19 protein-coding genes and 1 tRNA gene are annotated in these 25517 nt (G+C 53.7%); 12 read left to right on the top strand and 8 right to left on the bottom strand.

Translation table 11 applies throughout. The features are described from left to right. The first annotated feature begins 176 nt into the window (after positions 1 to 176). From recD to KKG35_08200, 3 genes are all read left to right on the top strand, one after another. Positions 177 to 1997 (top strand): exodeoxyribonuclease V subunit alpha, encoded by a 1821-nt coding sequence (recD, locus tag KKG35_08190; protein ID MBU1738109.1) that lies wholly within the window; start codon positions 177 to 179, stop codon positions 1995 to 1997. A gap of 177 nt (positions 1998 to 2174) precedes the next feature. Then, entirely contained in the window at positions 2175 to 3617 is a 1443-nt protein-coding gene (locus tag KKG35_08195) for an acetyl-CoA carboxylase biotin carboxylase subunit (GenBank protein ID MBU1738110.1), read from the top strand. A 68-nt stretch (positions 3618 to 3685) separates the two neighbouring features. Continuing rightward, positions 3686 to 5596: a pyruvate carboxylase gene (locus KKG35_08200; protein MBU1738111.1), complete on the top strand. Its 1911-nt coding sequence runs from the start codon at positions 3686 to 3688 to the stop codon at positions 5594 to 5596. Between the two features lie 85 nt (positions 5597 to 5681). On the opposite strand, the gene KKG35_08205 is transcribed toward KKG35_08200, so the two are convergent. The 4 genes from KKG35_08205 to KKG35_08220 form a co-directional block, all read right to left on the bottom strand. Beyond that, positions 5682 to 6005 carry a glycogen-binding domain-containing protein gene (locus KKG35_08205; GenBank protein MBU1738112.1) on the bottom strand — a complete coding sequence of 108 codons (324 nt, stop codon included), beginning with the start codon at positions 6003 to 6005 and terminating at the stop codon, positions 5682 to 5684. A gap of 433 nt (positions 6006 to 6438) precedes the next feature. Further along, a tRNA-Ser gene (locus KKG35_08210) sits at positions 6439 to 6532 on the bottom strand. Positions 6533 to 6607: 75 nt separating this feature from the next. Next, the gene (locus KKG35_08215) at positions 6608 to 7045 is read right to left on the bottom strand and encodes a DNA-binding protein (protein MBU1738113.1); all 438 of its coding nucleotides are present in this window, start codon (positions 7043 to 7045) and stop codon (positions 6608 to 6610) included. Positions 7046 to 7047: 2 nt separating this feature from the next. Next, a complete protein-coding gene (locus KKG35_08220) occupies positions 7048 to 7599 on the bottom strand; it encodes a DUF615 domain-containing protein (GenBank protein MBU1738114.1) in 552 nt (183 codons plus the stop codon). 133 nt (positions 7600 to 7732) lie between these two features. Between KKG35_08220 and KKG35_08225 the strand changes: the two genes are divergently transcribed. Both KKG35_08225 and KKG35_08230 read left to right on the top strand, forming a co-directional pair. Beyond that, positions 7733 to 8905, top strand: a complete 1173-nt coding sequence (locus KKG35_08225; GenBank protein MBU1738115.1) for an iron-containing alcohol dehydrogenase — start codon at positions 7733 to 7735, stop codon at positions 8903 to 8905. 180 nt (positions 8906 to 9085) lie between these two features. Next, positions 9086 to 10288, top strand: coding sequence for a DegT/DnrJ/EryC1/StrS family aminotransferase (locus tag KKG35_08230; GenBank protein MBU1738116.1), 1203 nt, complete (start codon positions 9086 to 9088; stop codon positions 10286 to 10288). 86 nt (positions 10289 to 10374) lie between these two features. Here KKG35_08230 and KKG35_08235 read toward each other — a convergent pair whose 3' ends face one another. Then, a complete protein-coding gene (locus tag KKG35_08235) occupies positions 10375 to 11157 on the bottom strand; it encodes a class I SAM-dependent methyltransferase (GenBank protein ID MBU1738117.1) in 783 nt (260 codons plus the stop codon). Between the two features lie 117 nt (positions 11158 to 11274). Here KKG35_08235 and kdsB point away from each other — a divergent pair, with 117 nt between their 5' ends. The 3 genes from kdsB (at position 11275) to KKG35_08250 (ending at position 15246) form a co-directional block, all read left to right on the top strand. Continuing rightward, complete coding sequence (kdsB, locus tag KKG35_08240) at positions 11275 to 12048, top strand: 3-deoxy-manno-octulosonate cytidylyltransferase (protein MBU1738118.1); 774 nt, start codon at positions 11275 to 11277, stop codon at positions 12046 to 12048. A 150-nt stretch (positions 12049 to 12198) separates the two neighbouring features. Further along, positions 12199 to 14325 carry a YvcK family protein gene (locus KKG35_08245; GenBank protein ID MBU1738119.1) on the top strand — a complete coding sequence of 709 codons (2127 nt, stop codon included), beginning with the start codon at positions 12199 to 12201 and terminating at the stop codon, positions 14323 to 14325. A 15-nt stretch (positions 14326 to 14340) separates the two neighbouring features. Continuing rightward, positions 14341 to 15246, top strand: a complete 906-nt coding sequence (locus KKG35_08250; GenBank protein MBU1738120.1) for a 50S ribosomal protein L11 methyltransferase — start codon at positions 14341 to 14343, stop codon at positions 15244 to 15246. On the opposite strand, the gene KKG35_08255 is transcribed toward KKG35_08250, so the two are convergent. After that, complete coding sequence (locus KKG35_08255; protein ID MBU1738121.1) at positions 15217 to 15882, bottom strand: radical SAM protein; 666 nt, start codon at positions 15880 to 15882, stop codon at positions 15217 to 15219. The two genes, KKG35_08250 and KKG35_08255, sit on opposite strands and share 30 nt — an antisense overlap. 63 nt (positions 15883 to 15945) lie before the next feature. Next, positions 15946 to 16317: a 6-carboxytetrahydropterin synthase QueD gene (gene queD / locus KKG35_08260; protein MBU1738122.1), complete on the bottom strand. Its 372-nt coding sequence runs from the start codon at positions 16315 to 16317 to the stop codon at positions 15946 to 15948. Between the two features lie 301 nt (positions 16318 to 16618). On the opposite strand from queD, the gene KKG35_08265 reads away from it, so the two are divergent. Together KKG35_08265 and KKG35_08270 are read left to right on the top strand one after the other, a co-directional pair. Beyond that, entirely contained in the window at positions 16619 to 17980 is a 1362-nt protein-coding gene (locus KKG35_08265; protein ID MBU1738123.1) for a DUF1015 domain-containing protein, read from the top strand. Further along, positions 17973 to 18755 (top strand): methyltransferase, encoded by a 783-nt coding sequence (locus KKG35_08270; protein MBU1738124.1) that lies wholly within the window; start codon positions 17973 to 17975, stop codon positions 18753 to 18755. The genes KKG35_08265 and KKG35_08270 overlap by 8 nt, the downstream gene beginning before the upstream one ends. Before the next feature lie 546 nt (positions 18756 to 19301). Here KKG35_08270 and KKG35_08275 read toward each other — a convergent pair. Continuing rightward, on the bottom strand, positions 19302 to 21050 hold the full coding sequence (locus KKG35_08275) for a YcaO-like family protein (protein MBU1738125.1): 1749 nt from the start codon (positions 21048 to 21050) through the stop codon (positions 19302 to 19304). 803 nt (positions 21051 to 21853) lie between these two features. On the opposite strand from KKG35_08275, the gene KKG35_08280 reads away from it, so the two are divergent. Together KKG35_08280 and KKG35_08285 are read left to right on the top strand one after the other, a co-directional pair. Continuing rightward, positions 21854 to 23566, top strand: a complete 1713-nt coding sequence (locus tag KKG35_08280) for a VCBS repeat-containing protein (GenBank protein MBU1738126.1) — start codon at positions 21854 to 21856, stop codon at positions 23564 to 23566. Between the two features lie 432 nt (positions 23567 to 23998). Further along, a complete protein-coding gene (locus KKG35_08285; GenBank protein ID MBU1738127.1) occupies positions 23999 to 25246 on the top strand; it encodes a hypothetical protein in 1248 nt (415 codons plus the stop codon). Positions 25247 to 25517: the final 271 nt, after the last annotated feature.

Below are 25517 nucleotides of genomic sequence, written 5' to 3' on the forward strand. Positions count from 1 at the left end.
GATTCCTCTGTTTCGATGTGAGTTTTTGTGGGGGCAAGTTGTTGATTATATTGCCTAATAAGTGTTTTTCGATGTCCCGTGTTGTCCCCGGAGCTTACAAAAGGTAAGGTGGAATCTCCATATAAATTATATTAGGAATGCTTGATAATAAAGAATAAAACCCAGGGCTCATGCCGATGGATCAAAAATTGAATTTTAATGCTCTCGACCGTTATTTTGGAAGTCTTATTTCCAGGCTTGCGGATAAAACAGACCCCGAAATCCGAACGGCTGCTGAGCTGGTCAGTCTGGCAACCCGGGAAGGTCATGGTTGTATAGATCTCCGGGAATGGGCCGGACAGCAAATCAGGGGGGCTGGAGGAGTGGATGTTTGCCTCCCTGATTTCGACGTTTGGCACGAGAAAATTGCCAATTCGGTCGTTGCCGGAAGCGGCACGGAACTCGTAACCCCGCTGGTGCTTGAGAATGAGCGGCTTTATCTCAGACGATATTGGGAATACGAAGAGGAGATTGTCTCGTTTCTTCTGCAGAGAGGGTCTAGAGGTGATTTTGGAGATGGTGACGGCGCACCGCATGAAATCCTGAATCGTCTTTTCCCGGACGAAGGGGGTGAGTTCAGATGGCATCGACTGGCAGCTCTCTCCGCGCTGAGAAGATCTGTAACGTGCATAATCGGTGGTCCCGGCACCGGGAAGACAACGGCTGTCGCCGGGATCATGGCACTCCTGGTTGAGTGTTCAGGGGATTGCGGCATGAGGATAGCGCTGACTGCGCCAACCGGTAAAGCGGTTATGAGGCTTCAGGAGTCAATTGCCAAATCTCTCAGTCTGCTCGACAGTCCGAGTCATTTTCGATCCCGGATCCCGGTCAGGGCGACCACAATCCACCGGCTGCTGGGAGTGATCAGAGATGCCCCGAATTTCAGATATCATGGTGATAACCGATTGCCCTATGACCTGGTAGTGGTCGATGAAGCGTCAATGGTCGATTTACCTCTGATGGCGAAACTGGTCCGTGCCCTTCCGGAGCAATGCAGGCTTGTTCTCCTGGGTGACCGGGATCAGTTGTCTTCTGTTGAGCCGGGAGCGGTTTTTGGTGATATCTGCTGCCGCTCGATGATGAACTGTTTTTCAAGGAGCTTTATTTCGGAGGCCACGATTCTGGCAAAAACTGATGATCTTGATCTTTCGGGACAGGAAAAAGGCGGTCTTGCCGATTCTCTGGTGGGGCTCCGGAGAGGATTTCGATTTGCGGCGGAGAGTGGTGTCGGCAGGTTGGCCAGAGCGGTAAATGTTGGGAACGGTGATGAAGTGTTGCGGCTGGCACATGACGAAGAGTGTCCCGAGATTATCTGGCGCGAGTGTACGAACCCCGACCAGATTGAATCGTTGCTGCGAGAAATTCTTCGGGAAATCTGGTGGAATACTTCGGAACAGTCTCTCCCCGGAGAACTCCTGGCATCTCTGGGGAAGTTCCAGATTTTATGCGCCTTGCGAAACGGCCCGTTTGGTGTCGCCGGGATTAACGCTTTTGTCAGGAAGAGCGTTGTGGGAAATCTGACCCTTTCCGGGAAGATGAACTATCATCAGGCGCAGCCGATAATGGTCAGCAGAAATGATTATCAGCTCGAGCTGTTTAACGGCGATACCGGAGTGGTGGCGCGAGACCCCGGGCACCATGAACACTTGAGAGCTTTCTTCCGGGCATCAGAGGGAGTAAGGTCGGTCAGTTTGCTGAGTCTTCCACCGCACGAAAGTTGTTACGCAATGACCGTTCACAAGAGTCAGGGGTCCGAGTTCGATCGGGTGATTCTGGTTATGCCTGACAAGAAGTCTCCTGTTTTGACCAGGGAGCTGGTTTATACAGCGGTCAGCAGGGCCAGGGAAAAGATTGAAATCTGGGGGAGTGAAGATGTCCTGAGGGTGGCTCTTGACGCTGTTACATCCCGGAGGGGGGGATTGCAGGAGAAACTGTGGGGGGATGATTGCGCTCGATAAATGGATATTATTTTACTCTTGCCTGTGATGGGTAAATGTGATAATTTCCGCCGTTGATCATTTCGTCAATTTAAGAAGATAAGTGCTGCCGACGTTCATCCCTCCCATACTATTTTGTAGAAAATACTATCGGACATTCCGGCCTGGTGGTGCGATAATTTTATTAGAGGTGTTCCTTTGAAAAAGAAAATACTTGTGGCAAACCGGGGCGAAATTGCCATCCGCATAATCCGTGCAATTCAGGAGTTAGGGCATACTGCAGTCGCGGTATACGAAACGCCTGACAATAATGCCCTCCATATAAGAATAGCCGATGAAGCGGTCTGGCTTGGGAATGGGCCACGGTGTGATTATCTGAGTATTGAGAAAATTATCAAGGCCTGCAAAAAGGCCCGGGTCGATGCGGTTCATCCCGGCTATGGATTTCTTGCTGAAAATGCAGGATTCGCCAGAGCCTGTGAGGAGAACGGGATTATTTTCATTGGTCCATCCTCCGAAGTGATCAGTAAACTCGGCAATAAAGTTGAAGCCCGCCGGATTATGGCTGAAGCAAACATCCCGATGGTTCCCGGTACCCAGAACCTTAAGCCCGGCGCCGAGGGTGTGGAAGAAGCGGTGGCTTTCGGTGCCAAGTACGGATATCCGGTAATGTTGAAGGCCACGGCTGGTGGCGGTGGCAGGGGGATTCGCCGGGTCGAGAATGAAGCCCAGCTTCGTGAAGAAGTGAAGATTGCACGGTCGGAGGCCAAAGCGGCGTTCAACGACGATTCCGTTTATATGGAAAAGGTGGTTGTTACCCCCAAGCATATCGAAGTGCAGATTCTGGCCGATGCAAAAGGAAACACCGTTCATCTTGGTTCCCGCGACTGTTCGATCCAGCGGCGCAACCAGAAACTTGTTGAGATTGCCCCGGCCCTTCTGAAGGACCAGGATCTTGTTGAAAGGATCTGCAACACGGCGGTTACTGCAGCCAAAGCCGCGAACTACTTCAACGCCGGAACGGTTGAATTCCTGGTTGATAAGGACATGAATTTTTATTTCATGGAGATCAATACCAGAATCCAGGTTGAGCACACGGTAACCGAGATGGTGACGGGAATTGACATCGTCAGGACCCAGATCAAACTTGCTCTCGGGAAAGATCTTTCCTTCAGTCAGAAGGACGTGAGGATGAGGGGGTTTGCCATCGAAATGAGGATCAATGCCGAGGATCCCCAGAATAATTTCATGCCGGAAGGCGGCAAAACCGTTTCCGTGTATCGTTCTCCCGGTGGTTACGGGGTGCGGCTGGATGGTTTTGTCTATCAGGGATACACCATTCCGGAAGTGTATGACTCTCTGCTGGTCAAATTGACGGTGTTCGGCTTCAGCTGGAATGAAACTGTCGACCGTCTGCGCCGTTGCCTCAAGAACTATGTGATAGTGGGGCCGAAAACCACCATTCCCTTCTACCTGAACCTGGTGAACGATCCCCAGTTCAAGAAGGGTGATTTTGATACCTCCTTTCTGGAAGTCAATTCCCATCTCATGGATTACGAGGAGTTTGAATCCGAGGTGAACAAGATGGCAGGTCTGATCGCCGAAATTCATCACGAGCAGGAAAATATTTACGCAATTTGACAAGAAGATAAATGGATTGCCGGAATTGCCGAAATCTTCCGGTTCAGGGCATGAATACAGGAGCTGTTATGGATAGAATTGTAACCGGTATGAGTATTACCGAGGTGTTAAAGATCATGAAGGGCACGGACAGGTATTTTATTACCAACACGGCCCGCGATCTTTCCCAGTCTGATTTCAAGAACCGAATATTGCTGCACACCGATCTGCTTGCCGCGGAAGCAAGGGAGAAGGCGAATTATTTTTCGCTGGAAATCACCGGCGGTGCTTCCGTACATGTCGATATTCTGCGCAAACAGGTTGATCCTTTCCTGAAGCTTGAGCTGCTTCGGGAAAAGATGCCGCACACCATGTTCCAGACCCTGTGCCGGGGAGTCAATCTTTTCGGTTATCGCCCCTATCCGCAAAATGTGATCAGGCTGACGGTCAGGGAATTTGCCAAATATGTCGATGTGTGGCGGGTGTTTGATTTCATGAACCATATCCCCAATATGCTCGCAGTTTTTGAGGAGGTTCAGAAAGCCGGCAAGATCCTGGAACCCTGTATCTGTTTTTCCACCGGACCGGAACATACTGATGCGTTTTATGTCAGAAAGGTCGGCGAAATTCTTGATGTCACCGGGGAGGAGATCCTGCTCTGTATCAAGAATCACGGCGGTCTCGGCACCCCGAAAAGAATCGGTGAGCTGGTGGCGGCCATCAAGGATAAATATCCGGATATCGTGATTCATTATCATGGCCATAATACCGACGGCAACGATCTGGGCCGGATCATGGCAGCGGTCCGGAACGGCGCAAAAATTGTTGATGCCGCGGACCACGCCTTCACCGGCTACTATGGCCCCCCGCCCATCCTGAGCGTCATCCAGGGATTGAAGGATATGGGGTATGAGACGGCGGGGGTTGATGAAGGGGCCGTGATTGAGACCTCCGAGGTGCTCCGAGGTGAGAGGGAGCATTACGAGTATTTTGAGTCGCAGTTCAAAGGTTTTTCGCCGACTGTCCAGATTCACAAGCTGCCGGGCGGCGCCATGGGCAGCAGTTTCGAACAGGCGGTGAAGGGCGGTTTCCTCGATAAAATGCCGGAAATTCTCCATGATGAACTGCCGAAAGTCCAGGTCGATCTCGGCAATTACTGGAGTGTGACCCCCGGTTCCCAGATCCTCTGGACCACCGCAGTCAACAATGTTCTCGGTGGGGACCGTTATGGAAATCCCACCGGTGATCTGAAAAACGTGCTCCTGGGAAAATACGGGCCGTTCCCGTTCTACCAGCCGGCTGATTGGATTTACGAGAAGGTTTTCGGTCCGGAGTGGAAGAAGATCCTGGAAGAGGAAGGCGGGATTGAAGATATTGAAGATATGGACATCGAAAAGGAGAGGGCAACCCTGACCAAGCGTCTCGGGTATGCTCCCACCGAACAGCAGCTGGTGACCTATCTGCAGCACCCGAACGATGCGGTTGATTTCTTCAAATTCGAAGAGAAATACGGGCGCACTTATGTTTTGCCCCCGTCAATTTTTCTGCGCCGGGGTGGATTTAAACTTGGCGAGACCCTTGAATTCAGAGATCATGACGGCAAGGAACATGTGATTGAAATCGGTCCCAAGGAAAAGAGTGAAGATGGCGAATGGAACGTGTATCTGAATGTTGATCACCATGAGCGGGTCTATCTCTTTCAGGAAAAAACCGTTGGCGACGGTGCCCCCAAGGAAGCAAAGCTCTCCAAAGAGGAGATTGTCGACCTGGCAAAGGCCGGTGATTTACGGGCTCCCTTCAATGCCAATGTAAGCGAGATCAGTGTTGAGGTCGGCCAGGTGGTTGCGGTGGGGGATCGGCTGGCGATCCTTGAGGCGATGAAAATGCAGACCCCGGTGGAGAGTGAAGTGGCCGGCAAGGTCGAAAAAATATCAATGGAACTCGGCCAGAGCCTGAAGCTTGGCGACAAAATGATCAAGATCGCGGTTGCTGGGGAGTGATCCCTGGCTGTTGCCGATGAAAAATCCCAAAAGGCGGAGCATTCCGATGCTCCGCCTTTTTTTTTGCTTAATTTTCTGTGTTTGATCAGGAGACGACCAATACCGAATTTTCAGAGCCGAAGGGGTTGGCCTGACGGTTGTTGTTCTCCGGGTCGCACTGCCAGTTGCCGTCAATCACGAAAAGGTATTCGTATCGACCGGGTTTCAGTTGCACCTTTTTCGTCCAGTGTCCGGTTTTGGATTTCTTCATTTTGTGCTTCCCGATATTCCAGTCGACAAAATCTCCCACCAGAAATATCTCCCGGGCGTCCGGCGCAAAAACCGCAAACTCGGTTGATGGTGTGCTTTTAGCGACAGATTTTTTTGCCGCCGTTTTGGGGCTTGCTTTTTTATTGGTTGCTGCAGTCATTTTATTCCTCCTTGCTGTTCAGAAAATATAGGACTCGAGATCTCTATCAAGGCAAATTTCTAGCAAACAATACAGGTGTCGCTAGATGATGTTCTTAAAAAATCGGCTGCGATGTCAATTAAAAAAATCAAAAACCCAAAATAATGAAATCCGGCGGTAAAATTCTGGAATCCGAATTTGAAATCTTAAAATTTGATGAATTCGTATAAAGCCGTATGCTTCCAGATTGGTCGACGATCAATCAAATAGTTAGATGACGTTGCCCGTCCGTCTCGTGGCTTTTTACGAGACCGAAAAAATGATGTTGGTCAGTTCTTCAGCAGGGGAACCTGGCAGGTGGAGTCAAGTCTTTCTGGGAGAAAGGGTGTCGCAAGGTCAAGTGGTCGGGAGAAATTCCGGCTTTTTGCTGCCTCTAAAATGCCGGGAGTGAAATTGGCGGAGAGGGTGGGATTCGAACCCACGTGCCGGCTATGAACCGACAACCCGATTTCGAGTCGGGGCCGTTGCGACCACTTCGGTACCTCTCCACGGATACTGCAAAAGAGTAGGGAGGAATAATGATGAAAGGGCAGACTGTCTGCCCCCCGTTCCCCCAGATAAGCTCAATAAAATGTCAACCTGTTGAACCCACCTTTCTCATACCAGGGTCGGTCACCATTTATGCCCACGATTTCCGTCAGTATGACTTCGAGCACAAGGTATACCTTTGTTCCCTTTCTGACACAGGCAGTGAGGGTGTCACCGTGGTGGCCCATGGCTGCGTGAAGATGGATTTTCGGTTCCTCGCCATCCCAGAAAATTGTGCCGGTGCCGAGGGTCTCCCTGGCGCCTTCGACAGTCGCCCAGACCGGCTCCGGCGGCATCACCGGCTCTTTCGGGCCGGTGACCACCTCCGCCTGGCGCAACCCGCCGATCACCTGGAACCAGCCCTGGCGGATATTTTCAGTTTTGATGATTGCGGTGAGTTCCTGCAGGAAGTCGTCACCCTCGTCGAAACGGATACAGAAGACCCGTCCGGTTTTTCCCTGTCGGTAATCCACTTTCAGATCGCTCCCTGTTCGGAATATTTTTTTCTTTCGGCGGCTGCCTTCAGAATTCTAAAGACCTCCCGTGACAGTTTCGGTTTTCTGGTCACCGCAAAGTTTTCCACCGACCGGACAATGGTCTCGACATCAAGGTCCGGGAACATTTCGATGACATGGTGCAGGATCGGGACATCCCGGTCCATATAAAAGTAGCCTGGTTTTTCCTGGTAGGCGTTGTACTCATCAATGGCGGCGCCCAGCAGATCATCGCGCAGTTTTTCCAGGCCATGGAAGGCCAGGTCCGTCTGGAGGCTCGAGCCTTTCTGTTCGGCAAGAAAGGAGAGGATCTCTTCCACCGGCTGCTGCCGCAATTCCTTGGCAATATGTTTGATCTGTCGTTTCCGGGAACCGCCTTTCAGCTTCCGGACAAGTTTGATCTCTTCTTTCAGGAAATCATCGCATGGCAATCTGGCCAGGTCCGAAGCGGGGAGTTCGGCAAGTTCGTGACTGATCTTCTCGATGTCCTTGGCCTGACGTTTTTTTTCGGAGCGGCTGACGTAATGGTCCATTTTCTATGTTCTCATGGGGATATAACAGCTTTTTTTATTGCGATCGGCTACTTGGCTGAAGTAGTATCGATTGTGCTTTTTCAGGGTAGCATTTACCGGTCTTATTTCAACAACTAAAAGAGGTTCTTCGTCCATGACTGCAAATATTTTCACGATTACCCAGCCCACCCGGATCACTTTTGGCGCCGGGGCTGTCAATACCCTTGCCGAGATGATCAAAGCCGAGGGCGGCACCAAGGTTTTCCTGGTCGTCGATCCCGGAGTAAAAAAAGCGGGGCTGTTGGAAAAAATTACCGCCCCGCTGCAGAAAGCGAAAATGGCGTTTGAGATCTTTGACAAGATTGATCCGGAACCTGGGCTGAAATTGGCCGACAATGGTTGCAAGCTTGCCAAGAAGGCCGGTTGTGACTGCGTGGTAGGCGTTGGCGGCGGGTCGGCCATGGATGTTGCCAAGGCGGTGAGTATCCTGCTCACCAACGGCGGCAAGGCGGTCGACTATCTGGGGCTGGGCAAGATCGGCAAACCCGGGGTGCCGAAGATCATGGTTCCGACCACGGCCGGAACCGGCGCCGAGGTGACTTTTACGGCGGTTTTTATCAATGAGGCGACAAAATCCAAGGGCGGGATGAATGGTGATCCATTGTATCCCAATGCCGCACTCCTTGATCCGGAACTCACCGTTTCGATGCCGCCCTCCGTCACCGCCACCACCGGAATCGACGCCTTCACCCACGCCATCGAGGCGTATCTCTCCACCCAGGCGCACCCGATCTCAGATATGTATGCTCTCGAAGCCATTGACCTGATCAGCCAGAATCTTCCCCTTGCCTATGCCCATGGCGGCAATCTCGCTGCCCGTTCGGCGATGCTTCTCGGCAGTCTTCTCGGGGGCAAGGCCCTTGCCACGGCAGGGGTCGGACTGGTCCATGCGATGGCCTATCCGTTGGGCGGGATGTTCGGCATCCCGCACGGTCTGGCCAACGCCGTTCTTCTTCCCTATGTGGTTGAATACAACCTGATCGGCAATCCCGGAAAATATGCCGCAGTTGCCGAAGTGATGGGATATGACACCTCCGACCTTTCTCCCAGGGAAGCAGCCGGGCTGGTTGTTGAGGCGATTTACAACCTGAATCGCGATGTCGGTATCCCGGGCAGCCTTGCCGATCTCGGGATTCCGGTCGACAAGATTCCGGAGATGGCCGATATTGCCCTCACCGTCACCAGACCGGTAGAGAACAACCCCCGCAAACCGACCAGGGATGAGGTGATTCAGGTGTATCAGAATGCGATGGTCGGCTGGGAATAAAACGTCATAATCCGGGCGACGATCCCTGCCATACCCTTCGTTGGCCGCGGGATTTTGATACTCGGCGTACCTCTTGTACGCCTCCGTTCAAAACCCTTGCCGCCTTGGTTATGGCCGGGCTTGTCGCCCTCGGTTTGAGTGAAAACAACATCAATGTTTGAACAGATAGAGGTGAGATCAATGCCCGGCTTTGAAGTGTTTGGTGCAGAGGAAAAGAAAGAGATCATGGAGGTGCTGGATACCGGGGTGCTTTTTCGCTACGAGTTTCCGGAACAGCGCAAAGGGGTTTACAAGGTCAGGGAGTTTGAGGAGAAGTTCGCCGCCTATTGCGGGGCGAAATATGCCCAGGCGGTTACTTCCGGCACCGTGGCCCTGAAGGTTGCCCTGGCGGTCCTGGGGGTCGGGCCGGGGGATGAGGTCATCACCCAGAGCTTTACCTTTGTTGCAACCTGGGAGGCCATTCTTGATATCGGCGCGGTGCCGGTATTCGCCGAGGTTGACGAGACCCTGAACATGGACCCGGCCGACCTTGAGAAGAAGATCACCGGGAAGACCAAGGCGATCATCCCGGTCCATATGATGGGCGGCCAGGCGAGGATCGAAGAGATCGTGGCCATCGGTGACAAACACGGGATCCCGGTGATCGAAGACACCGCCCAGGCTGCCGGGGCGAAACTGAACGGCAAGGGGCTCGGCACGTTCGGCAAGCTTGGGACCTTCTCCTTTGACGCGGTCAAGACCATGACCACCGGCGAAGGAGGAATGGTGATCACTGATGATGAAGATCTCTGGCGGAAGATGAGCGAATACCACGATCATGGCCATGACCACGTCCAGAACCCGGGAGGCCGCGGGGGAGAAGGGCGGAGTTTTGTCGGCTTCAACTACCGGATGATGGAACTGCAGGGGGCGATCGGTCTGGCCCAGCTGGCCAAGCTTGACAGCATGATCGCCGCGCAGAAGGTGCATAAGAAGAAACTGCAAGAGGCGGCGGCAAAGATCCCGGGAGTGACCTTCAGAAGATATCTTGATGAGAAAGGCGAAAATTCCACCTTCTTTTCATTCTTTCTGCCCGATGGCGCCAAGGCGAGGGCGGTAAACGAGGTGTTGAAAGCGGAAGGATGCGGCGCCGTCTATTTTGCCGCCAATACCTGGCACTACTATCCGAAATGGGAACATCTCCTGGGTGGTTCCACCCTCACCGAATCCGGCTGGCCCTTTGTCAGTCACGGCAAACGGCGGGTGATTTACGACAAGGATGCCCTGCCTGCTTCAGCAGCAGTCATGGATCGGCTCCTGGTCTTCCAGGTGCCGATCAAACTCTCCGGAGAACGACTCGCCCAGATGTGCGCGGCCTTGAAAAAGGCGGGGGGCGCTGTGTGATAAAGAGACCTTGAAATGCAAATAAAAAAGGGGGGCCGGCCGGCACCCCTTTTTTATGCTTTTGTAGTCGACGATTTTCCGCTGAATCAGTGGATCAGATAGACATCAAAGCGGTTTTTTTTTGTTTCGTATGTCAGATCGGGTCTTCTGCCATTCAATGGCGGAGCAGATGCGGGACGTTTGACAGCCACCCGCCGGGTAGCGGTGTTCAAGGCCAGGGTCAGGAGCTGGTCGCTGATAAGATCTTCGCCAACAAGCTGCTGGATAACCTGCATCTCTTTTTTGACCAGCGCGCTCTTGGTGCGATGGGGAAACATCGGGTCGAGATAGACCACCTCAGGGCGGTTTTCCTGGCTGATCCTGCTCATGATCTCCAGGCTGTCGCCATGCTGGAAAAACATATTCTTATTAATGATTGCAGATAGTTGCGAGTTGTTTGCGGCGCGGGCCAATCCGTCTTTCAGTAGCGCACCAAGCACCGGATTCTGTTCACACATCGTCACCCTGCACCCCAGACAGGCGAGAACAAACGCGTCACGACCAAGTCCGGCAGTTGCATCAAGTACGGTCGGCAGATATTGACCTTTGATCCCGACGGCCCGGGCGATTGTCTGCTTTTTCCCTCCGCCCTCGCGCCGTCGGTGGTCGGCTCTGCCGCCGGTAAAATCAACATACACCGGGCCGGTTTTTCCAGCTCCGGTTCGGCGTAGTTCCAGTCGTTCTCCGGTTTTCACCAGCAGCAGGGGGTATGATGTGTTATCGAGGGAGGTCATTTGCAGCCCCAGTTCTGTTGCCAGATTTTTAGCTTCCGTGGCCTGCAGATCGGTTGCCGGGGCGACGGCTATTTCGTTGTTGATTGTTACAGGCATTGCTATAAATGGTTGTTATAACTGGAAAATTGGTTTATCTTGGTCCCGTGTTTGAGGGTTTAAGGTAAATGAACGGCCAGTAAATTTACAGATAATAATTCCCGGTGAGCAAAAAAAATGGATCCGACCCATAAATCAGAACCGAAGGTTGTGGCGATCATCCCCGCCCGCTATCATTCCAACCGCTTCGAAGGAAAGCCGCTGGCGGATATCCTGGGCAAACCGATGATCCAGCATGTCTATGAACGGGCGCGAGCGGTGGCACTCATCGATCAGGTGGCGGTGGCCACCGACGATGCGCGGATCGCCGCCTGTGTGAAGGGTTTCGGCGGAGAGGTGGTGATGACCAGTAACGCCCATGTTTCCGGGACCGATCGCCTTGCCGAGGCGGCAACCATTCTCGGCATCAACGAGCAGGACGTGGTCGTCAACATTCAGGGCGACCAGCCCCTCTTCGCCCATGAAGTGGTGGAACAGGTCGCCCGGCCCCTCCTGGAAGACCCCGCCCTGCCGATGTCCACCCTGATCTACAAGATCATCCGCGAGGAAGAGATCACCGATCCGAACCATGTGAAAACCGTTTTCGACCGGAACGGCATGGCGCTCTATTTTTCCAGGTCGCCCATTCCTCACCAGCGAAATCCTGAAGATGTCGAGAAGCCCACCTATTACAAGCATCTTGGATTTTACGGCTACCGGAAGAGTTTCCTGCACACCTTTGTCGGTCTGCCGGAAGGGGAGTGGGAGCGGTTTGAGAAACTTGAACAGCTGCGCGCCCTTGAATACGGCTATCGGATCAAAGTGGTCCTCACCGAGCATGATTCGGTTGAGGTTGATACCCCGAAAGACCTGGAAAGGGTCAAAGAACTTTTCGTGGCAATCAGGTCATGATGACCGGCTCGGGAAGCCTCCGGAACCATCAGGGGTGATAGACAAACCGTGACTATTAACGAAACACTGTCTGAACTGACAGCAGAAAGCTTCAATCCGTTTGATCTGATCCCCCGGGAGAATCTGGTCGAGAAGGTGATTGAGCTTGCCATGTCCGGGGTTCCTCCCGGCCCCCGGGAGCTTACCTCAGGTCTTGAACGGCTGGCAGGATTGCTTGAACAGTTCGATGTCAAAGATCTCAAGGTCGTGGTTTTCGGCGGCGGGACAGGTCTTTCAAATCTGGTTGGCGGCGACAGCCGACATCCTTCCTGGCCGGAAGCGCCCTTTAACGGGTTGAAAGAGCTTTTTCCCCGAACAACCTCCATCGTCTGTGTAACAGATGACGGGGGCTCCACCGGAGAACTCCTGAAGGACCTTGATGTTGTGGCGGTGGGTGATCTGCGGCATGTCCTGCTCTCGTCCATCCGGCAGGACAAGCTGCACGCCCAATATGGCCTGAATGAAGAGGATTGCCTGAAGGTGGCAGCCTCTCTGCACCAGGTGTTTAATTTTCGCTATGCCAAAACTCCGGCCGGTCTCGATGCGCTCCTCTCCTCCCTGGATCATTGCCTGGATGCTCTCCCGGCGGGGATGTCGCGGCCGCTTCTCGATCTTATGGGGGCGCTCTTTACCGATGAACGCCTGCAGAGACTTGTCAACCGGCCCCATTGCCTGGGGAATCTTTTACTGGTGTCTGCGATTTGCCGTCACAATGGCAAGTCATTCTCCTGTGACGGGAAGGCCCTGATCAGGGGGCTGCGTTTCCTGGCCGATCTTCTGGGGGGTGAGCCGGATGCGGTCCTGCCGTGTACCTTTACCCCGGCCCGGCTCAAGATTCTTTACGGGAATGGGGTAATGGTCACCGGAGAATATAAATCCGGCCATGCCAATCGGGGGTTTCCGGTGGAACGGGTGATGGTGGAAGCCTCCGGCAGACCGGAGGTCCCGGCGGAGGTGCTTGCCTCCATTCGGCTGGCCGATATCATCCTGTTTGCACCGGGCAGTCTGTATACAAGTATTATCCCGATCATGCAGATGGAGGAAATTTCCGTCGAGATCAGGAAGAATACCCGCGCTCTCAAGTTGCTGGTGACCAATATCTGGGTCCAGAAAGGAGAGACCGACCTGGTGACCGACGAGCCGGGCAGGCGGTTTCATGTCTCCGATCTGATCAATGCTTATCACCGCAATATCCCGGGGGGGATTGAAGGGTTGTTCAATGAGGTTCTTGCCCTGTCGCTTGACGATATCCCCGGCAGCATTCTTCAGAGCTATGCCCTGGAAGGCAAGGTCCCGATCTATCTTGATCGGGAAAATGTCAGGGCGTCGGGGCTTGGCCTCCTGGAATGCAGGATATTCTCAGCAGCAGCGCTGAAGGAGAAGCGGGTGGTCCAGCATGATTCTCTGGCAATGGCCAAAACCGTCCGGGCGGTCTGGGCGGTCAGAAAGCATCTGGCGCCCCCTTCTGCAATAACTTTGTCCCAGAAGATGGGAGCAGAGGGGCTTATCATCGGCCGGAGAGATCAGACCCCCTCCAGCAGATTGGCAGCGGTTGCAAAGGCTCTTGCAAAATTCAATCTCGACCCGCAAATCCGGGAGCGGGTGCTCGATATTTTATGGCGTCATGGTGACATCTCCCTCGACCACCTGTCATTTCACGATGGAATCATGCTGGTGGAGAAGGCGGACTGGGTCCATCCCCAGGAGTGGGACCGGATCTTCTCCTTTTATGATCCGGTGGACAGGATGATCAAGATCCGGCGGGATGTTTCCGGTCAGCCGGAAAGTTTTGAGCTTGCCTATCTGGTTGCCCTTGGGGAATCCCTGCTCGGCAACTATGCCGCGGCCAAGGAAATGCTGCCGGTGGAGCACAAAAGCGGGCCTCTGGGCAGGATCTACCAGGTCACTTTGCGGCCGCCCGCTTTAAGGCAGTGCTATCTGGATGAAGAGGACCTGCACACCTATCTTGAACTGGCCCGGATCAACCGCTCCCTGCTCGATCCATTGCGTTATACGAGGCTGGTCAACGGCCAGGAAGGGTTCACTCCTCCGGGGCTTCTTTTCGGACTGATCTATGCGTGGTATCTCGACAATCGGTTCGCGGCCCATATCGAATACAAGATGGCGATTCTGAAAATGGAAGTGCCGAACATGATCCCGGAGCAGGTCAAGGTCAGCAGCCGGCGCCGGCAGCTGGTAGATTTTTTCCGCCGCAGGATTTTCGGCCATGATGTCTGATCCGTATTGTATCCGATGCCCCCAGTAAGTATCCCCGAGTTTGACCCGGCTCTCCGGGAATTGTCCCGACTGCATGTGCTCATTCGCCTGCCGGAAGCTATTGCCGGAGCATTTTCCGATCGAGTTCAAAATGTATTTGCCGATGTTGCCCTTCGCCATGAGAGGGAGAGCGGTGTGCTGCTCTTGATTGCTGGCCGGGAGCATGAAGCGGGAGTTCTGCTTCCCGCGCTTGCAGAAGTGATGAGGGAGTTTGATAATAAACCGGATGGGGTTGCTCCGGAGATTGTCGAAACCAGAATGGCGGTTCCGGAGGAGCTGCGTTCAGGAAGACCGGACGATTTTTCCAGGTTTGTGGCAATTCATGGCAATGATGCAGGCGGGACGACGAAAAAATTCCTGCTGGTCATGGCAGGCTCTACAGTGTTCGGTTCCGGAAGCCACCCCAGCACCAGGCTGGCGGTGAAGGCTCTGGAGCATCTTTATGCCGACCGTGTGTTCCCGGCCCGGGTGCTTGATGTCGGTTGCGGCTCCGGCATTCTTTCTTTCTGCAGCTGCCTTTTCGGCGCCCGTGAAGTTCTGGGGATCGATATCTCCCGTGAGGCGATTGGTGCTGCCGAAATAAATAAAAGCCTGAACCCGTTTGCCGACAAAGTGGTTTTTGCCGCCCGGCAGCTTTCGGAGCTTGCGGGGCCATATAATCTGATCATCGCCAATGTGACGGCGGCGGTCATGTCGGGGATGGTGCATGACTTCAGCCGTCTCTCCGCAGGTGGAGGGCATCTCGTGTTATCAGGGCTTCTTGGCAGGCAGGAGACCGAGGTGGCGGAAACGATGCGGGATTTCGGCTTCAGGGTGGCAGGACTCTACGGACAGGACCGCTGGCGGGCGTTACTACTTGCCGCGGTTGACGGTCGGCCATAATATCTTGTGCAGTTGCAGCTGCATTCTGACCGGAGGGCGGTCGGTGAGGATCCAGTCGGCCAGGGTGGCGGGGGAGAGCCGCGAGGCCGCCGGAGAAAAATGAATGATCGGCAGGCGGTCGAGGGCATGCTGCCGAATGAGGTCGATCGCCCACTCGTAGTCCGTCCGTGAACTGATGACGAACTTGACCTCGTCCTTGATATCCAGCAGGGCCAGATTGGTGAGGTCGAGCTGTTCGGCCATGCCGCTGTCGGGGCATTTGATATCCATGATTCTGACCACCGACTCCGGCACCCGGTCGAGTTTGATGCTGCCGTTGGTTTCGAGCAGTACCAGTCGCTTCTTCGCCAACAGGGCGTGCATCAGGGGGTAGACGTTTTCCTGGATCAGCGGTTCCCCGCCGGTGATTTCAATCGGAAAACCAGGATATTTTTCGGCATAGTCGATGATTTCGGTAAGCGGGGTCGTCTCTCCCTCTTCTTCATAGGTGTAACTTGAATCACAGTAGCTGCAGCGCAGGTTACAGCCGGAAAGCCTGATAAAAACACAGGGCTGCCCGGCGAAACTTGATTCTCCCTGAATGCTGAAGAAGAGTTCCGAAACCTTGAGGTTTTGGTCGGAGGAGAGGATTGTCATGCCGGTCTAAGCGAAATCAGAAGGTTCGCTGGCGCAGGCGGTCGAGAAGCATCGAGAAGCGGGTCAACCTTCACAATAGATAACCCCGCAGTTGTCAGTTTCCCGGACCTCAACACTGTATGGTCGGTATCGGTCGGTGGTCAGCATCTCCTTCAGATTTTGATAGATGAAGATGGCAATGTTTTCCGAAGAGGGGTTTTGGTTCAGAAAGTCGGGGTGTTCATTCAGGTCCCGATGATCCAGGGCGTCCACGACTTGATTGACCGCATCTTTCGCGACCCTGAAATCGATGGCCATTCCCAGCTCGTCAAGCGAAGTTGCCCGGATGGTTACGACGATTTTCCAGTTGTGGCCATGGGGTTTTTCACAATTTCCCGGGTACTCACGCAGATGATGTCCTGCAGAAAAATGGGTTTTCACAAAAATATCGAACATTTTCAACTCCGTCTCTGGACGGCGGTGCGCCACCCCTTTTGCCGGGGTACTGGTGACCGCCGAGGTTCATATAATAGTGCTTGAAAATTGGCCTTTTATTGACTACAAATGTCTTCACTTTTGTAAGCCATTACATGGCAAAGCGTCGACTCGCATCGCATTTGTCACCCACTTTGCAGTTTGCGACGTCGGTGGCAGGGTCGACGGCGCGCGTTGCTCGGAACCAGTTCTTTTTTTACTCGATGACTGAGATTCTGCACATGATTTTTATTAAAGACAATCTAAAACCGGAGTGTCACCCGTGGCTATAATTGCCCCCTTTCGCGGACTCAGATATAACAAAGATGTGGTCAGCCGTCTCGAAGAAGTTGTCACCCCTCCCTATGACGTCATTAATGCCAAAGGCCAGCAGGACCTGCTGGAGAAAAACCCCTACAATATGATTCAGCTTGATCTGGGTAAGACCTCCCAGGAAGCGGTTTCCGATGAAAGGTACAGCAGGGCCCGGCAGCTGCTCGATACCTGGCAGTCCGAAGGCATTCTGCAAAGAGACGAGGACCACTCCATCTACCTTTACTTTATCGATTACCAGCACCCCTCCGGTCGGCGCTTTACCCGTAAGGGGTTGATCTGCCTGACCGGGCTGGCCGAATTTTCGGAAGGGATTGTCAAACCCCATGAGAAGGTTTTCAGGGGAGTGGTCACCGACCGGCTGCGTCTTCTTGATGCCTGCCGTACCCAGTTCAGTCAGGTGTTTGCGGTGTATCCCGATGAAATGGGCGAGGTTATGGCGGCCCTTGAATCGGCTAAAAAACCGGAACCTCTGGCCGAGTGTGAAGATCAGGATGGTTGCCGCCATTCTCTCTGGCAGGTCTCTGACCGGGAGGCGATAGCGAGGGCCCGGGCGCTTTTCGCGGCAAAGTCGGTCTATATTGCCGATGGACACCATCGATATACAACCGCCCTGCAGATGCGGGAGAAGATTGCCGGTATGGAAGGCAGGAAAAATGTTGCTGCCGACAGCTCGTTCAATTTTGTGATGATGTATCTCTGTGCCATCGAAGATCCCGGTCTTTCCGTCCTCCCCACCCATCGGCTGGTCCGTCTGCCGGAGACATCGGCTGATGCTCTGGTCGCAAAACTCGGTGAAGCGTTTCAGGTGAAGGAGGTTGCCGGCGGCACCAGAGAAGTTCTGGTTGCCGAGGTGCTGGCCGGAATGGATGAGGCTCGCGATGCGGCAACGGTTTTCGGACTCTACCATCCTGGAGAAGACCGCTGTTTCCTGCTGCGGATGAAAGACGGGGCGATGGCCGGGGCCGGCCTCGATACCATTCCCGCTCCGCTCCGGGAGCTTGATGTGGTGGTTCTGTCGGAGCTGATTCTCGGGCATCACCTCGGCCTTGATCATGAAATCTGTGTCGACAAAAACCTGATTGATTACTTCAGCGACCCGGACGAGGCTCTGGACAAGGCGGTAAAGGAAAGCGCCGGCCTGAACAGCACCAGCGTGATCTTTCTGATGAACAACACCCTGGTTTCGCAGGTGAAAAACGTATCTGATGCGGAGTTGGTGATGCCGCACAAATCAACCTACTTCTACCCAAAAATCCTGACCGGCATGGTGATGAACCAACTGGTCGATGGTGAAAAAGTGGATGTCTGATTCCGGTCGGGAAACCACCCTCGACACTCTTTTTGCAGGTGCTCTGACCTGTCTGCAATACCGGGATGGTTACCGCTTCAATCAGGATTCGGTCATCCTGGCCCACTTTGTCCAGCCTGCTCCCGGAGAACGTATTCTTGATCTGGGATCAGGCTGCGGAGTGATCGGCCTGATTCTCGCTTATCGCCGGCCTGAGGTCAGGATTGTCGGTCTTGAAATCCAGGCGGACCTCGTTGCTCTTTCCAGGCGTAACGCGCAGGATAATGGTTTTGCCGGCCGCTTTGAGGTCGTCGAAGGTGATCTCAACGGTGCCGACGTTCTTGCCGGCGCTTTATTTGACCGCATTGTCGGTAACCCGCCCTATATGGATCCGCAGAAATCACGAGGCAGCCGGAATCAGGAGAGGTTTCTTGCCCGGCAGGGGCTCCAGGCCGGGCCCGAGAACCTTGCCCGTGCCGCCGCCCGACTGCTGGTTGATGGCGGCAAGCTTGACCTGGTGTATCCGGCCAACCGGCTCCCTTCCCTTGCCTCCGCGCTGAAGAAACATGATCTCATACCTGCGAAGTTGCGCCCGGTACGTGGTTTTCCCGGGGCGACGGAGATGCTGGTTCTGCTTGAGGCAATAAAAAAAGGCGACGGAGTCCTGAAGACCCTGCCGCCTTTTTTCATATATAATGAAAAGGGCGGTGAATACAGCCCTGAAATGAAGAGTTGTTATGCTCCGGAGAGAGGAAAACCGCACTCGGAACAACCCGGAGATTCCATAATTCCGTAGGCGCGGCCTCCAGTTGGAGCGACCTCCCGGTCGCGAAGATCCGGAGCCGCATTCTTCCATTGTTCGCGACCGGGAGGTCGCTCCCACTGGCGGCTCCTGCAACAAGGCGGGTGTGAGGGGTTACTGCATGTCCATCATCCTTGATCAATCGGTTCGGAAGATCAAACTCTTTTCACCCTTCGGGTACTCACTTCAGTACCCCCTTGAGGGGTATAAGTCTCGATGTCTCGCAAGCTCGCTTTCGCCCAGAGGGCATAAGTTTCGTATAAGCAGGCACGCTGCTTAACTTCACTAATCGGTACGAGCAGGCCAGCTGCTCAACTCAGCTTTAAGCTTTTCTCCTGGCTTCTGACTCCTGGCTTCTGGCTTCTTGTGGAACGCAGGCTCGAACAAATCGCCAAAACCCTTTTATTTCACCCTTCGGGTATAAGTTTCGTACGAGCAGGCAAGCTGCTCAACTCAGCTTTATCGGGAGATTTGCCAAACTCAGAAAGTTGAGTCCTTAGCCTTCGCCAGTCCTTGTTCGATATTCCACGGTTCTCTGTTTCAGCTTTCCGCCGAAAGCTCTCTCATGTGTTCCTTGGCGAAAGTGATCGACGGGTCCAGTGACAGGGCCAGGGCGAATGATTTCAGGGCCTCGTCTTTCCGGCCGAGTTTCCGGTAGTTTACTCCGAGGTTTGCGTAGTCGATCGCCGAGGTCGGGGCAAGATAAACGGCCTTTGAGAAATGCTCGATGGCCGCTTCGTGATCGGCGAGTTTGAAATAACAGAAGCCGAGCAGGTTGTGGAGATCCGGCCGCTCGTCGTCATGCTCGGTGCCTCTTTTCAAGGTTTCGATGGCATCTGCGTATTGCTCCAGATCTTTCAGGCAGTTTCCCATGTAGGAGTAGATATAGGGAATGTCCTCCCGGTCCGGGTCAAGGACCAGGGCGCGGCGCAGGTGGGGAAGCGCTTCATCCGGTCTTCCCTGTTCGTAGAGGTTCTGCCCCAGGTAAAACTCGATAAAATAGGCATCGGGCAAGAGCTCTTCCATCCGGGCAAACTGCCGGACTTTTTCTTCCGGATCAGCGATCAGTTCATTGACCAGCTTGGCCGCGAAAAGACCCGCGTTTGAAACCATTGATCGTTCCCGGAAATGGGCTCCAGGGACGATGGTGTAGATTGTCGGAATTTGCAGATCGGGGTGCATGGTATTGACGATCAGGGCTTCCATGTCGAGTTTCCTGAGAGCACCGAGGCACCTTTCGATTTCGACCTTCATGTTGTCGTCGGTGAGGTCCGCCATCTCGTTGATGGTGATCGTTTTTTCAACCTCGGTGATGTAGCGTGCCTCTTCCATGCTCAATGGTTTTTCGAGGCCTGAAGCAACGTAGTTGGCCTTGGTATTGAAGTCACCGGCCAGCTGGGCCACCTCGGTGAGGGCCCGGATCAGGGATTTTTCCGGATTGGGGGTGGTCCCGGCGGTGTAGACAATCTCACTGTCGGTCGGAAAGGTCGACGGGTCATAGGCCAGGGCGCCGACCGTAGGGATGCCGGTGTCCAGGCTGAAATCGTTCAGATAGACCTTGATCCCGTGCCGGTTGAATTTATCCAGCAGTTCGCGGGCCACCGGATCTTTAACGCTTGCCGGGTCGATGGCCGGGGTTTTGAGCCTGCCGCGGCTGATAATCGAACAGACGTGGCGTTCGACAATCTCGCAGACCCCCTGGCTGATTGCCTCCTCATAGGTGTTTCCGGCTGAAGGGCCGTTGAATTCGTTGATTGCATAAAACCAGGAAAAGGGGACCAGGACTTCAGCATTCGTGGTGATATTGGTGGCCCAGACCCACTGCATGGTGAGCCCTTCGAGAAGTTTTTCAAGGAGTGCAGGGGTGGTCTTTTCGTCATGGACCGACTGCAGGAGCTTGGCGACCGGCAGCACGGACTGCCCGGCTCTTTTCAGATTATCGTAGGTGTCGACGATAAAATTGGCCGGATTTTTCTTGAAGCTGAAGAAGCTGAACCTCTCCCCCAGTTCCATGCAGGCGCTGGCCCGGGACTGCTCGGGTGTGCTGCCCTTGCCCATCTGCTTCTTGTTGCCGATGGTCTCAAAGGCATCCTTGCCGCAGACGCTGAAATAGACCGGGATATCAAGGCGACCGTTATCGATCCGCCGGATCTCGCGCAGGATGTCGAGATTGACTTTTTTGAGTTTGGCTTCAAAGCGGTTCACCGTTTCCTCGGGGGTCATCGCCTTGTCCTGATCATAGGTGTAAGTTTTCAAACAATCCTGAAGTACTATTTTTTTATGCTGCATCTCTGTCTCTCCTGCGGTTGATACCTGTTTCTGATTTCATGCCGATCTTTTCACTCTTCACCAGACTCAGGGCGAGCGGACATGCTGCTGTGCTCCCTACTTTGAGCCTGTCGAAGTCTGTTTCCCTGTGCCAGTTGAAGCCACGTTCATCCTGAGCCTGTCGAAGGATGGCCCGACTCACTTTTTTCACCCTGCGGGTATAAGTTTCGTATGTGCAGACGAGCTGCTCAACTCAGCTTTATACTCCGACTTCCATCAGTGATGGTTTCGGAAAAAGATTATTACTACAGGGTGGTATAAAAAGCAATGTGATTGCCGTTGAATTTCAGCTATCGCCTCGTCATTGCGATTAAATTGAAGCAAACCAGATGGTTCTGGAACAACGCGTGATTCACGTGAAAAGGGGCATGGCGGAACAAAGGTGTTCCGTTGGAGCGGCCTCCCGGCCGCGAAGATGGGGCCTGGGGTATGCACCTTGGGCAATTCGCGGCCGGGAGGCCGCTCCAACGAGGAGGCCGCTCCCGCAACAAAGATCCGCCGGCTGTAGGAGCGACCTCCCGGTCGCGAACATGAGGTCGAAAGGCCGCTCCGGCTTTCGCTGTCGATGGGAACCTCATCATCCACCATTTCCTGTTCGAAATCCGCCATCTGCTATCCCGCAAAATATCCCTTGCCGATCCACGAGAATACATAGTAAAGAACTGTTGATTTATAGTTTTCCGGCCCTTCCGGAGAGTGTTCCCGGGCAGGTGTTTCCGGGTCCGGTGTCAATGTTTGGCAAAATCTTAACTGTTGGGAAAAACATGAAATTACCGAGGTTCAGATCAGTCGTCTTCTTTCTGCTGGCGGTGGTTGCCGCCGTTTTTATTCCCGGTTTTGCCGCCGCGGCCGAAAAGCCGCAGGTTGCCATTCTGCCTCTTGTTCTGCACGGACCGGAAGAGATGGGGTATTTAAAGGATGGGATCGGGGCCATGCTCGGCAGCAGGCTGTCCGCAGGCGCCGGGGTCGGCATAATCAGCCGGACTGCGGTTGAGGAAGCTGCCGGCAAAGTCGGCAAGGATGCTGCCGCCGAGGCTATAGGCAGGGAGCTGAAGGCGGATCTGGTGCTTTCCGGCAGTATCACGAGCCTGGGGAAAGGAGTCAGTATCGATCTCAGGGCAATCCGGGCAGGAGAACCGGTGGTTGTTGAGAATTTTTTTGCCTCGGCGGATGATCAGTCCGCCATCATCAGGGCGGTTGACAAGATGGCCGGTGAAATTTCTGCAAAAATGTACGGCAAAACATCGGGAGCTCTCTCAGACCCGTCTGTCGGGAGATCAACCGGTCTTGCCATCGGGGCGGCTCCGGTAGCCATCACCCCGGTGGTGGGCGCAGGGACGGACCAGTCGGAACACCCGGACCGTATGTTCGGCAACCGGGGGAAAACCGTCCCGCTTGGTGGGGGAGTTATCGTTCAACCCGTTGCCATTCCGGAAGAGGCTGTCCTGCCGGCAGGAAATGCCGGGATGGTTGAGCGCAGCCAGTATCTTGCAATGGAAGTGCAGGATTTTGACAGTGGCGATGTTTATGGTGACGGCACAACCCAGTATGTTGTCGCTGAAAATGACAAGGTCCACGTCTATCGGCGTAACGGGAGCAGACTCGATGAGGCAGGTGAGGTGCCCTTCTCTGTCGGGTACGCCAAAATCATCTCAATAAGCGTGGCCGATCTTGACAAGAACGGACGGGCGGAAATTTATATCAGCGCCAATTCCGAAAATGATGCGATCTCCTCCGGAGCGGAGTGGAATGGTTCTGCTTTTGCTCCTCTATTCGACAAACAATCGTGGCACGTGAAAACCCTGCTGGTAAATGATCTGGAAGTGCTGATCGGTCAGAAGGGGGATTTTGACACTCCTTATGCTCCAGGTGTCTTCAAGCTGCAGGTGAAAGAGGGCAAACTTGAGGCGGGGGAAAAACTCGCGCTCCCGGACGAGGTGAATATCTTTGATTTTACGATGGCCGATTTTACCGGTGACGGACAGCTGGAAGTTGCGGTGATCGACCAGGATGACGATCTGACCCTCTTTAGTGAAGGGGGCGACCTGCTCTGGCGGGGTGATGGGAACTTCGGGTACACGGTCAGATTTGTCGGCAAGGCATCGGGAACGGTGTCGCAGGAACGAAAAAACTTCAATGTGCCGTCACGGCTGATTGCCCGAGATCTCAACGGTGACGGGCGGAGCGAACTGGTGGTGATGAAAAACCCGTCCAGCCTGACTACCCTGATCAAGACCATCGCCAGTTTCACCGGTGGCTCCATCGAGGCGAAGAGTTGGAACGGCATCTCCTTTGTCGACCTCTGGTCGACCGGCAAAATCGGCAGTTATATTGCCGGCTATCAGCTTGAAGAAAAAGATGCACAGGGAGTCAGGAGGCTGAATGTCGCAGTCATTGGCAAGAAGTCGGGCAAACTGCTCAAATCCAGCCAGTCTTTTCTGGCCTCCTACCCGGTGCCTGAGCTGAGGGTTCAGTAACTTTGTGCGTGGTTTTTATTACACGATGATGGGTTTTTACCAACACCTGTTCGGGAATAGTGTTGCGGTGGAATATTGTGTAACTCACTGATAATTCGCTATAATTGTCATAGAAACCGATTGTGGCCCGTTTGTTGCAAAACCTGGTTGTCAGGTACGGCTTTTCCATGGCAGATTACAAGATACCACATCGTGGCAATTAAATTTGTCAGTAAATATTGGGGGTTAGGGCTGAAATCATTGGATTTATTTGAATTTATTTTTAAAAAATCCGCTGAAAAAAAACTTGACATCAATAGGAGTCAAGGGTACTTAATCCAAATAAATTTGGTTTTTAAGTTGGTTTTCCGGTCTTACTGAATATAAGCCGGCGATCGTTTGCAACTGCAAATTGGTCGATCAACCCGCTAAATCTAACAAAGGAGATGAAGGATGAAGAAAGCGTTGAGTTTTGCAGTTGCACTTGGACTGGTTGCCGGCATGGCTTCTGCAGCGGTTGCCGCAGACAATCTGACCCTCACCGGTGAAGCCAGATGGCGTGGCTCTTACAAGAACAACCACGTGGATGCATCCGACACCGGAACGGATCGCCGTCAGGTCATGGATCAGAGATATCGCCTGAATGCCTCGATCAAAGTGAATGACGATGTGAAGATTGGTTCCCGGATCGTTCTTTTGAATCAGGAATTCGGTAATGATAATACAACCGATAACCAGAGCAAGGGTACGGATAATACTTACAATACAGCAGATGACGGACATGGCACCAGCAGTGTTGATCGCGCCTGGATGGACATCAAGACCTTGGGCGGAACCTGGTCTTTTGGCCGGATGGAAGCGAGCTGGGGAAATAAATTCATGGGCTGGGGTTCGAGCGTTGACCGCGTCAAGGCCACCTATAAAGCGGGCGACCTGACCTTTGCCGGTTATCTGCAGAAAGATGTTGAGGGAGACAGTGCAACCAGCAACGGCGACCAGGACAAGGACACCTGGGGTGCCCTGGTTGTCGGCAAGGCCGGCGACACTAAATGGGGTGTGATCGCCAACTACGTAATCGATGATCGTTCCGCAGCCAAGACCTCCGGCGAAGACACCGGCTACCTGGTTGACGCTTTCTTCAATGCAAAGGCTGGCGCGGCGAACATCCTGGGTGAGATTTTCTACTCAGACGGCGATTTGCTTGATAATTCCAATAAAGACGCGATCATTGGTGGGTTTGTAGGCGCTTCCATGGCTGCTGGCCCTGCCACTTTGAAAGGTATCGTCGCGATGTGGGATGGCAATGAGGCTGGCGGTTCTTCCACTGCCCGTGATTGTGACGATGACTTCGCACCTTCCCTGCTGATCGGGACCTGTAATGAGACCGCGATTATCGATTTCGGTGCTACTACCTCTGCCAGTGATCCTGGTGACTCCACCTATCTTGTTGCCGCCGGCGCGGACATGAAGATCAACGACAAGATCAATGTCGGTGGTGGGATTGGTTACCTTCAGGCCTCCGAGCATGGCTATGTGGTTGACGATTCCAAGAACCTGATCGAGGTTGACGTGTACATGAGCTATGCGCTCGCTCAGAATGCAACTTACACCCTGGGAATCGCCTATGGTGACTGGGACAACGCCAGCGCTAACGACGACGCTCTCTTTGTAGTTGGTAACAGGGTCAATGTAACATTCTAATCCCTGATTAGATTCTGTTTGTGTTCTTCAAGGGCCGCCCATTCGGGTGGCCCTTTTTTTTGTTACTTCAATAACCTGCGGAATTCTCCCGCCATCAGTAGTAACCAACGTTTCATCTTGACTTCAATATTCACTCTGTTGTGTAATCATACTGGTTGCCGGAAACACTTTCGACTTGGAAACTGCCGAGATGCTGTTTCCCGGTTCCGGTCATTCCGGCAGGCTGTCAGCCGGAATCCATGCCGTCCTGGCCGCAGGCCTACAGCCTGCC

The sequence above is a fragment of the Pseudomonadota bacterium genome (assembly GCA_018823285.1).
Lineage (GTDB): Bacteria > Desulfobacterota > Desulfobulbia > Desulfobulbales > JAGXFP01 > JAHJIQ01.